A 12,741-nucleotide genomic window follows, 5' to 3' on the forward strand; every position below is an offset into this window, starting at 1 on the left:
ATTTTTTCATGAAGAAGATGAAAAAAATGATTTTTTTCATACAACGGTCTCCTACATAGACAAATTAGCCCGAAAAAATAAGATAAAAAACGAATAAATTAGAAGAAAATAGATTCATAGCAGCATAAAATCATTTTGGCTTTAAAACGGCTCATATCGCTTAAAATAGCGAATTTCTTTATGCTTTTACCATGTTTTTGAAGACGATAAGGCGAAGGTTAAATGAAACAATTTTGGACAGGGTTTTATAAAAATTTTGTCGTTACCTAAAGGAATTTTAATAAATAGGGCGAATTAACAACTTTTGAGCAATATTTCTTTAGGGAGCGATGTGGTTATGACTAAAATTATCTCATTGTTTAATAACAAAGGTGGAGTAAGTAAGACAACAACAACCTTTCATTTGGGATGGATTTTGTCGGAAATGGGGAAAAGGGTCTTAATGATAGACGCAGATTCCCAGTGCAATTTGACTGGTTTGTGCCTTAGTTTAGCAGGAACTGAGGATATAGAGGAGTTTTATAATTATAGCGGAATTGACAATATAAAAACATCGCTTGAGCCGGTATTTGAAGGATTACCTAAAAGGTTAGAACCAGCCAAATGTTTTGAGTTCCCTAATAGAGAAGGTTTGTATTTGTTACCCGGGCATATTGGTTTTGCTGAATTCGATGTAACTATAGGGATTGCACAGGAATTAACAGGTAGTCTAAGAATGACACAAAATATTCCGGGAGCAATTAACTATTTAATTAACATTACTTCTCAGGAATATGGTTTTGATTACGTGTTAATTGATATGAGCCCAAGTGTATCTGCAACGAATGCAAATTTGTTAATGCAAAGCGATTATTTTATTGTTCCTTGCAGTCCTGATTACTTTTGTAATATGGCCATCCATTCATTAGCGCGAGTCCTTCCTGAATGGAAAAATACATATGATAATATTAGAAGGCATCCAATTTTCCAAAATGCAGAATATCGTTTTCCTAATACGCTTCCGAAATTTATTGGAACAATACTTCAACGGTATAGACCGAAAAATGGTGTTCCAGCAAGGTCATTCCAATCTTGGATTGATAAAATTAACCATAACGTCGCTACAAATTTAGTGCCAACTTTGAGGGAACACGGTATGTTAATTAATGAAGAAATGTTTAGTACAATTAGGATAGATGGAGAGCCTTACAATTTAGCAAATATATCTGATTTTAATAGTTTAATTGCCCAGTCACAGAAATACAGCGTTCCTGTTTTTGCTCTGTCGGAAGAGCAAATTGAACAATCAGGGAATGTTTTATTAAATAGCACGAATTCAAGAGATGAGTTTAGAGACACGTTCACACAATTGGCACGTAAGATTATTAGATTGACTACTTAAACAGTTTGTGTTTTTGGTTTAAAAACAAGGAAATCCCCCTCCCATTTCGAATCAGATGAGTGAAAAGGAGGGGATTTTTTATGGTTAAAATGTTGCTTGAGTATAATTTGCTTATATTCCAATGTTGTTTTAAATATACTGTGTTCAAATTCATCAACGCTGATAAAACGTATTATGCCGCTGTGGTGGAAATGTCTAATCGTGGGGGAGAATTTGAAATCATACAGAGCAAGGTGCTGGGCTGCCTGTCTGATGCGAAAAAATATTTGTTAGAGTTAAACGAATTCAACTTTCGATCGGATGATATTGATGAATTGAACGAGTTTATTCATTTTTTAGAGGAATAGGGTTTTCGATAAAAATAATCCCAATGATGCAGCCGATTCTGGGCTGCTTTTTTGTTTGGATAAAAGGGAATATATGTTCGATATCTAATTATAAATATGTAAATAATCAACAAACGAAAGGATTGAGCGTACTCATGTCAAATAAGGACAAACACCGTGGATTAAGGGAAACAAGTTTTATTAAGTTTAGACATGATGATTATATAATTATCATTGCTAGGCATAGCCGCTTCGCTTGGATACAGCATACAGACAGCAAGTACATGTACTTTATGTATATCACGCGTTTGCAAAAACGTTTCCTTGGAGACAACACGTCTGAAGTCGCAGAATTTAATATTTTATGCTTTTTCGGTATGTATAACAGTTTTCGTCATTTGATTCAAAACGTGCAGCCGATCCTATCGGAATATATTTTAGACTCAAAAAAGATAGTGGAGATCGTGATGTTATGCGAAGAGTTGTATGACAATGATGAAGATCATGTAGATGGAGAAGGAATACGGTAAAACAGCAAGGATTATCCTTGCTGTTTTGTATTTTATCAACATAAATGGAATGATCGTATAAATTAGGTCCTGTTTTTTGATTTTGATCGAGATATAATCGTGTTAAGCGAAAGAGGAATCATAGGAGAGTGATTAGGGTGGAAAGAATTTTGCCTAAAAAGCAGGGGAGGCTCGTCTTTTTTATGTATAACTTTGTTTTAAGGATTTTTTTAATCTTGCTCGCTGCTAAATTGAGTCAAAAATATTTTCCATATGGTTTTTGGCTATATGCATCTATTGCATATCTTAGTATGACAGGTGGCGCTTTTATTTATAGGCGAATGTATATTCCAACATACCAGATGCTTGTTATACAAGATGGGAAAGAGAAAATACCAGTAATCTTCGTTTATTGTATGCTCACATTGGTCATGGCTGTTTGTGTATTGGGTGGCTTGATTTTATTTTCCCAACACAAGGATGTGTTTACATTTATCTTTGTGCCCTTTTTCTTCTTTATGGGAGCGTTGATTTGGGAAATTTCAATAAGCCGAATGTTTCTTTTATTTGAGTGAATAAAAAGAAAATTAGTAATAAATAATCTTTTTATTAATTATATTCTAAGTTATAATTTGGTTGCACAGGTATTATTTTAGTTGGGGGTGCTAGTGGTGGAGCAACTGGAACTAATAAGAAAAATACTCATGTGGGGGTCGATTGCTTTACTCATTTTATCTTTTGTTTTTTTAAAAAAGGGTAAAAAAATGTCTAGACTTTATGGAAAAAAGCATATAGGGAAGATGAACAAAGCCAACCTAAAAATGACTATGCCGGTTAAGTTTTCTGAAGACAGCATTATAAAGGCAGCGCGTATTATAAAGAATATGCCGGACTACTATCTTGCGTTTGATACGAACATTTTGCTTGATTATCCGTATGTGCTTGTCAATTTGGGGGAAGATACCAAAATTTTAATTAGTGAGCAAGTTCGCAGGGAACTAGATAAGATTAAAGATAGTGATTCAGAAGCGAGCGACGCCGCTAGAATTGCCCTAAAAAACATTTCTAATCTTCATAAAGACAACAGGCTCGAAATTGTCCAAGTGGATAAAAAGAAACTGGAGGAATTAGGGCTTGATCCTAATTCGGGAGACGATTTGATCATCGGTTCCTATCTTGAGAGGGTAAAAGAAGGAAGACAGGTTGTTTTTATTACGAATGACAATAATGCCCGAACTACTGCTAGAACGACAAAATTGAAAGTGCTAGAACTTGATTGGGAAGAAAAACTATTGATAGAAAACAAAAAACGGAAAACGCCTGTATATCGTCCCGGATATGCCTATAAACTTTTTGCGATTATTTCGTTTTCTTTGTGTGTTGGATTCTTAGTAGGAATGGGACACATAGAGGAAAAGATGAAACAAGAAGTCCAACCAGCAATGGCCACCTCTTCTAGAAAAGGAGGACCAGCATATGTGAAAGGAAATTATCCTTATGTCATCAAGAATGAGTACGGAAACTCGTTTCAAGGAAAAAAAGCAGGGGATTGGGGCGCAAGCGCGATTGTAGATATTCGTTATTCTGACTCATTTTTTGCACGTACTTTCGGAAATTACAAAGTGACACTTGGGGTTTGGAATACAAAACAAGTTGAGGAAAAAACAAATAAGTTGACATATTTGATTGTCTTGAAAAATGGAAAGCAATACGAGCCGCTGTCAACAAACTTTTCTAATTATGACAAGAAGCAAGGAATTGAAATTCCTAGCGTTGATAGCCGTGTTAAGTTTGAAAATGTTAATGGATATGACAGCGTTGGTTTCAATATAGAGGAAAATGAATTGAAAGATTTAGAGAATGCGGAACTTCGTTTAGTGCATAAAGTAACGAAAGAAGTTATTCAAACATTGCCGCTGAAAGTATTGAAAAAATAATGGAAAGGACAGATACAGATGTCATTTTCGGACTGGCTATCATTGGTTTGGCACATTTTATATCCAAGTGTTGTCGTTTTCGCAGTTTTGTTTTCTGCTTGGAGAATCACTGTATTTTTGATGAATAGTTTTAAGCGTTTAGTCCAAAAAATTGATGGTACTGATCTAGCAAGTGGAAGTAATCTGACAGGTAGATATAATACTAAACGATATCATGTATTTTCAAAAACAGACAAGTACGATGGATTAGATGAACTAATGGACGATATGGATAGAAGGTTTCAAGAAGACAGTTTGCGATTTAGTGAGGAAAGTTTAAGGGAAAGTATGCGGTTTCAAGAAGAGTCAATACGCTCATTTAATGAAGATTCCATGCGTTTTAACGATCATCATGACCATCATAACCATCATCAGTGGTAACCTTTTTAGCAAAGATTGAGAATTTTCTGTGGAAAAGAGGTGAGAGTCCTAGAAATGTCCGTAAGAAAAGTTGTGCAAACAACATTAAGATGGCTTTTTCCATTTTTCTATGGACACGAAATAGAAATTATTGACCAGTTTCATGAATGGTCTGCTTATGAACGCATGCCCATCACTGTAGAAGATGTGAAATGGTACGTAGAGCAAGTGAGAGAAAAAGATCCTCGCGCATTAAAAGGTATCAAATCCATTATCTTGTGCAATATGGAGCCACAATTCCATCCGAATGTTCGAGGAAGTTATACTGTTGACGTTGAAAAAAGAGAAGTGAATATTCGATTGTATGGAATGGCGTACCTCCCCAGTATTGATACGTACACCCTTGATTATAGTGATACAGGAGAACTGAAAGCAGGGTTCACTCCTGCGCAAGCGAGAGATCTCATGCTTTCAACTTTAGGACATGAAATTGGCCATAATGTAGAATACAGGCGGTCAGGGCGGTTATTTGGTGATGATATTGAAAAATTTTGTGACCGATATGCAGATGAGTTGAACATTGTTGTAGACCCTGAGCGTAGTGGACAATGGAGACTATTTTTTATTGATGATGTCATCCCATTATGATTTTAGACTGTGAGGAGTGATCTAAATGAATGCTATAAAGCGTCTAACAATAATCGTTACGGCTTTATTGTTATGTTTTGCATTATTCCCGCCGAACAGTTCAGCCAAATCAAAATTCAAAGACATTCCTGACAACTATTGGGCGAAGAAAGAAATTGAAGAACTAGTGTCTAAAGGGATTATCAATGGATATCCAGATGGCAACTTTAAACCTGAGCAATATGTTACACGGGCACAAACAGCCGTTATTATTGGCAAAACGATGCAAATCGATACGGAAAATCGAAAAAATCCGGGTTTTGCAGATGTCAAAACGAAAGATTCTGCGTATCCATATATTGCGGCTTTAGTGGAACGTGGCATTTTTTCGAAAGGAAAGAAGTTTAATCCTAATAACCCGTTAACACGGGAACAGTTAGCAAAAATTTTAGTCGAAGCATTTGCCTTGCAAGGTACAACAAAGACGGAGTTTAAAGATGTTCCTAAAAATCATTGGGCATATAAATATATTAATACACTAGTAGCAACAGGCATTACAACAGGGAAAACATCTGACAAATTTGACCCGACTGGAAAAGTAACAAGAGCGCAAATGGCGGTGTTTGTAAAACGAGCATTGGATTACCAAGAAAAACAAATTGCTAATCTAAATCCTTTTGTGAAAGAAGTAGTAGATTTAGTCAACAAAGAACGTGCGAAGAAAAAACTTCCTCCATTAAAGTTAGCGTTAGATGTAACTAGAGTTGCTCAATTAAAAGCAGAAGACATGGTAAAGAACGATTATTATGATCATATATCACCTGTATATGGAGATCCATATACTATGTTAAGTAAATTTAACATCAAATGTAAGTTTGTAGGTGAAAATATTGCAGGAGGTGAAATGACCCCAGAAGAAGTAATGACTGATTGGATGAATAGTCCGGGTCATCGTGATAATATTTTAGACCCACTTTATACAGAAATAGGTGTAGGAGTTGCTAATATAGGCAGTGTGAAAGGAAAACCTATATATTATTGGGTGCAAATGTTTGTGACAAGATAATTATTTGTAATCTACTATTCTTTATGTTTTTCACACGGGGTCTTTGGCTCCGTGTTTTTATTTTGCATATAACAACCGATAAAAAGCAGGACTGAGGCCTTCGAAGTTTAAATGATGCTCAGTGAGCAGAATAACGTAAGACAAAGGAGGAGTTCTCATGTCAGAACTGCAATCACTGATTGCATGGGCAGAAAAGGCTTCAGACGTTTGTTTGCTGTTGTTTGTTTTTATACTTATTGCCTCACATTTCGCACCCTAACAAGGTCAAAACAAAGGATTTTTTATTTAGTTTTTCAGAATAACTTTTTGACCAACACAACGAGCGATGGCTATCCTTTTTTTACCATCGCTGGTCGTTCCGTATGACGTTACACGTAAATGCTCTCATCCAGCCCCAACCCCTGCAGAATCCTTCGTTGTTCAGGGGTGAGGGAGCGATCCAGTGAGCGTTGGATGCGCCCATCCGGCAGCTCCAGGAGGACGACGTTCACATATTGAAACAGCTGAAAAATCGCCTGTCCCGTCGGCCGGGTCAGCTTGCGGCCTCCAGGACCCTTCAACGGGTGTTCTGGAGTAATAAACTGACGCACTCGGCGCTGAAAAACGCGGTAAATCGCCAAGGCCAACAGAAACAAATAGCCTAATACTGCGACCCGTTCTGGTTTTTTGACGTAAATCTCATCCGTGAAAAACGGATCTTTCAAAAAAGCGAAGTTCATTTCCACCGAGATCTGCCCTTTATATAGCTTCAAGATCTCTTGGGCATCCATTTGTTGGCCCTTCCATTCCTCCGGAACGGTCGTGACGAGGACAAACCGGGACGCTTTCCGTCTTGCCTGTTCCCACGCGTTTTGGTCGAATTCGACGTCAAGGCGCAAGAGATACCGCGTCTCCATCTCGGGTTCCACCCCTTTTTTCGGCCGTCCGCGCCGTTTTTTCGGGCGTACGATCTCTTCGACCGCGGCCTTGACCTGATGAAACCGTGGGCGAAGGGACATCTTGAGGGACGCCAAGGCTTGTTCAGCGTCTTCCCGGCACGAGAAAGGGTGGCGCTCCCAATGGGCTTGTTCCTCGCGAAGAAGCTCCGCTTCTTTGGTTCGTTCTTTTTCGAGCGTCTTTCCTTTTCGCTGGTCGAGCGCACTCGATTCGACGACGATCAGCCGAACGGGGTGGCCTTCATAGGTGGAGGATGTTTCCCATACCCGGTACGTGGCGCCGTTTCTCTCCGCCAGCGTAAAGGGTTCGCTCCACGGGATGTGAGGCGAATCGGCCTCCGCTAATGCCCGTTTCACGATCCGAAGCGACGAAGGGCCTCGGGTGATCAAAAAGGCGTTGGCCGCTTTGGTTTGCGCCAGAGTGTCTTTTGTCATCGCGGCGGAATCGGCCACGTAAATCCATTCGTCTTCCATCTTGGCTTGTTTGAGCTGTTCGTGGACACGGGACAGCACCTCCGGATTCCACGTTTTGTCAGGCAGGTTGCCGTCGTGCACATCGCCGTAAAACGGGATGCCGTCCTCGTTGCCGACCAGTCCGAAACCGATCTGTTTTTGCCAACGATGATGGCGGTTATAGCCATGTGTGATTTGTAAGGCCTCTAACGAGGCCGATTCATACGCGCCGTAAACGGTCTTGTCCGTCGTATCGGCGTGAAAGGCTCGGAGGGAAAGGCCTTCTTTGCGATAAATGTGAATCAAGCAAGTGCTGATCACCTTGTGAATATCGGCCTCATACAAGCGGTCGAGATGACGAGCCAAGGCATCGTCGTTCAACCAGGAAGGATGGAGACCGGGACGGATGAGTTTCTCTAGATCGATCTCCTGAGCCCATCGTTCCACGTGAACGAGGGCTTGCCGGCCGTCAAACATATTGTAGATGATGGCCTGAACGGCATCGCTGACTCGAGTCTGGCACTGTGGATCAACGGGAACGAGATGGTCAATCAATTGGGGCAGGCCCAGTTTCTTGAATAGGGCACTTATTATATTCAAATAATCATTACGATAGACCTTTTTGACTTGAACGTTCATGAGAGAAAAACTCCTTCACTTTCCTTGTGTGTCAAGGATTCATTCGACATCGGAACGAAAAAATCCTCCCGATTTTCGTCGAGAGGGTGCGAAATGTGAGTATTGCCGCAATTGCTGATTTATTTATTAATCTTTGCTTTAAAAATTTTTCCAAAACGAGGGTTTATAGATACGTGAAGTATGTTATTGGAATTGTGATTTTATTGTCGATTTTTGGGGCGGTCATTTATTCGTTTGTAATGATTTGAGTAAAGAGGGGATACTGATGAAACTTTGAATGAAGTGAGGTAAACAAACATGGAGTAGGTGGTAGGAAGAGATTCGTGTTTAGGGAATATATGTTTATAATTCCCCTCTTTTTTATTTACGTCAATTTCGTTAAAATAAGATAGCATAGGAGTGAGGCGAATGGCGATTTTAATAACAAAACAACTTCAAAATATTGACAATGCTTTGGTAGAAGAGTTAAATTCTCTCCCAGTTAACACATGGGATTTTAAAGAGGAAGATACAAGAGCATTAACACATGGCATTCATAACTATCCTGCTGTAATGGTATACCCTATAAGCAGGGCATTAATCAGCATTTTTAAGAAACACCAGCCAAACATTAGGACATTCTTTGATCCATACATGGGAAGCGGGACATGTCTTGTTGAGGGGATTCTTGCCGATATGGAAGAGGTTTATGGAACTGATCTAAATCCTCTTGCAAGATTGATTAGTAAAGTAAAAACAGTTCCTCTTGAACCACATAAGTTGACGGAAGAGATTTTTAAGTTATATGACCGTGTTGATTACAACTTCAACGAATTGAACGGGATAATTGAGCGTTTTGATAACTACGTGAGAGTTGACCTGGGTTTAGATGTGGCTGATAAAGATGGTTGGGGAAAAAAAGCAGTAGAAATTACAACAGAATATCTTCATATGCACAATCTTGACTTATCTTTACCAAACATCAGTAATCTAGGATATTGGTTTTTACCTAAAGTTGTATTAGAACTACAATTATTAAAAAATTGTATAAAATTAACGAAGGACAAAGATATCCGTGATTTCTTCTGGGTAGCATTTTCCGAAACTGTACGTCTAACATCTAATAGAAGAAATGGCGAATTTAAAATGTTTAGAATGCCCCCAGACAAAGTAAGAGAATTTCGTCCTAATGTGCTGGAAACATTTATGAACTTACTGCAAAGAAATGAACAAAAAATGGTTGATTTCTACGAAGAATATAAAAAGAAAAAAGTCGAAACGAAAGTCTTTATTTATAAAAATAATACTATGGAGTTACCTGATATCCCAGATAACTCTATTGATTTATTGATTACTTCGCCACCTTACGGAGACAGCCGCACAACAGTAGCATATGGCCAGTTCTCCCGAACAGCACTGGAATGGCTAGACATGGAGGATGAGCCTCTTACAGAAAAGGATATTAGAAACATCGACAAAGAACTGTTAGGTGGTAAGGTGGATAAGGAGATAATATTTGATTTACCTTCTAAAACGCTTGAACGTTCATTCAATGTGATTAAAGCAAAAGATGAAAAGAGGGCGTTAGATGTATATGCTTTCTATCGTGATTTAAACATTTCTCTAGGTACTATAACACGTAAAATGAAGGCTAACTCCTATCAATGTTGGGTTGTAGGAAATAGAACAGTAAAGGAAGAACAACTTCTTACAAGTCAAATCCTTATTGAATTAGGTGAACAATACGGTTTAGAGCATGTAATTACATTAGGTAGAAATATTCCTAACAAAGTAATGCCTTTGCTAAATTCACCGACAAATAAAGCGGGCGCAAAAGTAACTACAATGACAAACGAACATATTGTGATTTTGAGAAAAAAAGCATAAAAAAGAGCAGTAGTAAAACTGCTCTCAGACTGTTGAAAAACGATTTTGTCAAGGACAAAATCGTTTTTCAATTGTATATTTTAGGTAGAGAAAATGGATAAGGGATTGCAGATTTGTGTATTTTCCTTCCTTAAATTAGGATATTCAAAAAATTCGACAATCTAAAGAAAAGAAAAAGCCCACATCTTTCGTGAACTTTTTCTTGACGTCCCACTTTTTCAACTCTTTGAGAGCAGTAGTAAAACTGCTCTTTTTTATTAGCATAAAACCTCCATTTTAAATACCGATGGAATATCGGGTTTTTTATACGGAATGCAGGGCCATGCTCGTGACTCTAAATCGTTTCTATATTAAACGCTAAACCAATAGCATTTTTAGGAATTCGGAATGCAGATCCATGGTCGTGTGGTTTGCCTAAGTTTTTGCCAGAACCGTAAACACCCACACGGAAGTCAAATTTGATAGTGCCATTTTCAACTAGATTTATAAATTTATCAAAAGTAAGACCACTGAGCAGGAGTGCTTTATCAAATATAAAATACTCTTGATCCCCGTGTTTGCGGTTTTTTGCATTAATATAAGCAATGTTTTTGCACTTCGTTTCCACAATTTCTTTTAAGACAGAGAAATCAAAATATCCTTCGTTATTTACAATTTTTCCTGTTTGTAAATCTTTTACTAGAAAACGGATTTTTTGCGCTTCACGATCAACTTCCATTTTAAAACCATATTTACTTTTATACGTGTTAAAATCTACTGCATTAACGGTAGTATGAAGAATATTATACTGAGAATACTTTTCGTGTGGGGTTCCATATAGGTCTTTTAGTTTGTTTACAATTCCCTTTGGTTCGGGTTGTTTTGTAAACAATGTCAGCATACTACCTGTGAATTGACGTTGAGACTTTAACTCAATATGCCCCTTGTAATCAACTAGTAAATTATTGTTTTCCTCTACGCCAATTAAATCTTCAAACGTTTTGCCTATACCAGTGTCATGTTTTCTGTTACTTGGAAATTCCTTACCTTTTATTTTAAGAAAGTCCTTTTTAAAACTTTCTAATGCGGTATTGAAATCGTTACTCAATGTTACATCCCTCCCTGTAAGATAGTACATATAAATTTTACATTTATTGATAGGTAATTGCTAGCATTATTATTAAAAAGACATTGATATTCAAGGATGTGAATGTTAATTTTATCTTTTTAAGGTTAATCTAAGTAAACTTATTAATGGCTTCTCTTGTTTTAACATAAAATTAAGTCATTCCATTTCTATATACATTCAGAGAAAATTACTAACATAAACAATATCTTAATTCCCTTGAAAAGCCACTAAACAAATGGGCAACGATAAATTGGAATATTAATTCTTCAAGATGTATGTGTATAGCAAAAACACCGTCTTGATATGGATTAAGAGGCACGGCAGGCTTGTTGCCGATCGAAACACTTGATGTGCCGCCTCTCGATTGAAAACATGCCTCTAGAGACTTCATGTCACATCTCGTATTTACCATTTGTCAATTTTCAAGTGGCTCACAAAGATGTAATCGGAGTGGCTCAAAATTCAATTAGCAAATACAGCATATAACAACTGATAAAAAGCAGGACTGAGGCCTTCAAAGTTTAAATGATGCTCAGTGAGCAAAATAGCGTAAGACAAAGGACAAAGGAGGAGTTCTCATGTCAGAACTGCAATCACTGATTGCATGGGCAGAAAAGGCTTCAGACGTTTGTTTACTGTTGTTTGTTTTTATACTTATTGCCGCAATTGCTGATTTATTTATTAATCTTTGCTTTAAAAATTTTTCCAAAACGAGGGTTTATAGATACGTGAAGTATGTTATTGGAATTGTGATTTTATTGTCGATTTTTGTCATAGTAATTTATTCGTTTGTAATGATTTGAGCAGAAGACATGCGCAGGGTAAAATAAAAAATTCCCTGCATTTTTTATTTCCGGCCCTTTACAAAACGATTCTACTATAGTATTATTATCCCATATATATTGTTACTGCTTATTATATCTAATATACTCTTATACACTTAATACACTCCTAGTTATTGAAGAATAAAGGGAAGATACCCATCTTCAATAAAAACTAGGAGGAGATTAGAATGAGTAAGAAATATTTATGTTTAATTAAAAGCGTAAGTCCATATCAGAAAGAGTTTTATGAAATTCATGAAGATTTTGCGAGATTAACAATAACAGAAGATGCAGAATTAACAACAATTGAATATGACTACTGGGAAATAGAAAAACTACTTAAAAAACACAAGTATGATAAAGTAATCGTTGATTATTTTTATATTGATAGTCTTAATGACTTAGATGATTTAAGAGACTTCATCAGATTATGCTGGGAAGAATATGAAACACCAATTGAATTCTTCTATCATCATGGTTATGTCATCGATAATAATACTGATGTTATTGGATTTTTGGATTTCATGACTAATAATCTGTAAAATAAAGCAGGGGATAACCTTCCTGCTTTTATTACAATAAAAAACAGCGAGTGGTTGCCATTAAAATACGAGAGAAAACTAATGTTTGTATAACTATTTACAGTATAGTTAAAACCACATTTATTAAGA

At 37.1% G+C, this 12,741-nt stretch carries 12 protein-coding genes; 10 read left to right on the forward strand and 2 right to left on the reverse strand.

What is annotated here, in order from left to right; translation table 11 throughout:
- The first annotated feature begins 337 nt into the window (after positions 1 to 337).
- The 7 genes from GC56T2_RS02840 to GC56T2_RS02870 all read left to right on the forward strand — a co-directional run bounded on the left by GC56T2_RS02840 (position 338) and on the right by GC56T2_RS02870 (position 6,245).
- A complete protein-coding gene (locus GC56T2_RS02840) occupies positions 338 to 1,381 on the forward strand; it encodes a ParA family protein (RefSeq protein ID WP_144972884.1) in 1,044 nt (347 codons plus the stop codon).
- A gap of 80 nt (positions 1,382 to 1,461) precedes the next feature.
- Positions 1,462 to 1,728 (forward strand): hypothetical protein, encoded by a 267-nt coding sequence (locus GC56T2_RS02845; RefSeq protein ID WP_144972886.1) that lies wholly within the window; start codon positions 1,462 to 1,464, stop codon positions 1,726 to 1,728.
- A 646-nt stretch (positions 1,729 to 2,374) separates the two neighbouring features.
- The gene (locus GC56T2_RS02850) at positions 2,375 to 2,791 is read left to right on the forward strand and encodes a hypothetical protein (RefSeq protein WP_144972888.1); all 417 of its coding nucleotides are present in this window, start codon (positions 2,375 to 2,377) and stop codon (positions 2,789 to 2,791) included.
- 96 nt (positions 2,792 to 2,887) lie between these two features.
- Positions 2,888 to 4,153: a PIN domain-containing protein gene (locus tag GC56T2_RS02855; protein ID WP_144972890.1), complete on the forward strand. Its 1,266-nt coding sequence runs from the start codon at positions 2,888 to 2,890 to the stop codon at positions 4,151 to 4,153.
- Positions 4,154 to 4,171: 18 nt separating this feature from the next.
- Entirely contained in the window at positions 4,172 to 4,573 is a 402-nt protein-coding gene (locus GC56T2_RS02860; RefSeq protein WP_144972892.1) for a hypothetical protein, read from the forward strand.
- Positions 4,574 to 4,627: 54 nt separating this feature from the next.
- A complete protein-coding gene (locus tag GC56T2_RS02865) occupies positions 4,628 to 5,200 on the forward strand; it encodes a hypothetical protein (protein ID WP_144972894.1) in 573 nt (190 codons plus the stop codon).
- Between the two features lie 25 nt (positions 5,201 to 5,225).
- Complete coding sequence (locus GC56T2_RS02870; protein ID WP_144972896.1) at positions 5,226 to 6,245, forward strand: S-layer homology domain-containing protein; 1,020 nt, start codon at positions 5,226 to 5,228, stop codon at positions 6,243 to 6,245.
- Between the two features lie 368 nt (positions 6,246 to 6,613).
- On the opposite strand, the gene GC56T2_RS02880 is transcribed toward GC56T2_RS02870, so the two are convergent.
- Positions 6,614 to 8,272: an IS1634 family transposase gene (locus GC56T2_RS02880; RefSeq protein WP_144972777.1), complete on the reverse strand. Its 1,659-nt coding sequence runs from the start codon at positions 8,270 to 8,272 to the stop codon at positions 6,614 to 6,616.
- A 408-nt stretch (positions 8,273 to 8,680) separates the two neighbouring features.
- Here GC56T2_RS02880 and GC56T2_RS02885 point away from each other — a divergent pair, with 408 nt between their 5' ends.
- On the forward strand, positions 8,681 to 10,138 hold the full coding sequence (locus GC56T2_RS02885) for a TRM11 family methyltransferase (protein ID WP_144972898.1): 1,458 nt from the start codon (positions 8,681 to 8,683) through the stop codon (positions 10,136 to 10,138).
- Positions 10,139 to 10,472: 334 nt separating this feature from the next.
- Here GC56T2_RS02885 and GC56T2_RS02890 read toward each other — a convergent pair whose 3' ends face one another.
- A complete protein-coding gene (locus GC56T2_RS02890; protein WP_186440022.1) occupies positions 10,473 to 11,225 on the reverse strand; it encodes an MvaI/BcnI family restriction endonuclease in 753 nt (250 codons plus the stop codon).
- 599 nt (positions 11,226 to 11,824) lie between these two features.
- Between GC56T2_RS02890 and GC56T2_RS02895 the strand changes: the two genes are divergently transcribed.
- Both GC56T2_RS02895 and GC56T2_RS02900 read left to right on the forward strand, forming a co-directional pair.
- Positions 11,825 to 12,049 (forward strand): hypothetical protein, encoded by a 225-nt coding sequence (locus GC56T2_RS02895; RefSeq protein ID WP_144972902.1) that lies wholly within the window; start codon positions 11,825 to 11,827, stop codon positions 12,047 to 12,049.
- Between the two features lie 209 nt (positions 12,050 to 12,258).
- Positions 12,259 to 12,612 carry a hypothetical protein gene (locus GC56T2_RS02900; RefSeq protein ID WP_144972904.1) on the forward strand — a complete coding sequence of 118 codons (354 nt, stop codon included), beginning with the start codon at positions 12,259 to 12,261 and terminating at the stop codon, positions 12,610 to 12,612.
- The last annotated feature ends 129 nt before the right edge of the window (positions 12,613 to 12,741 follow it).

Origin of the sequence: Geobacillus sp. C56-T2 (genome assembly GCF_007829715.1) — a bacterium.
Taxonomy (GTDB): Bacteria; Bacillota; Bacilli; order Bacillales; family Anoxybacillaceae; genus Geobacillus; species Geobacillus icigianus.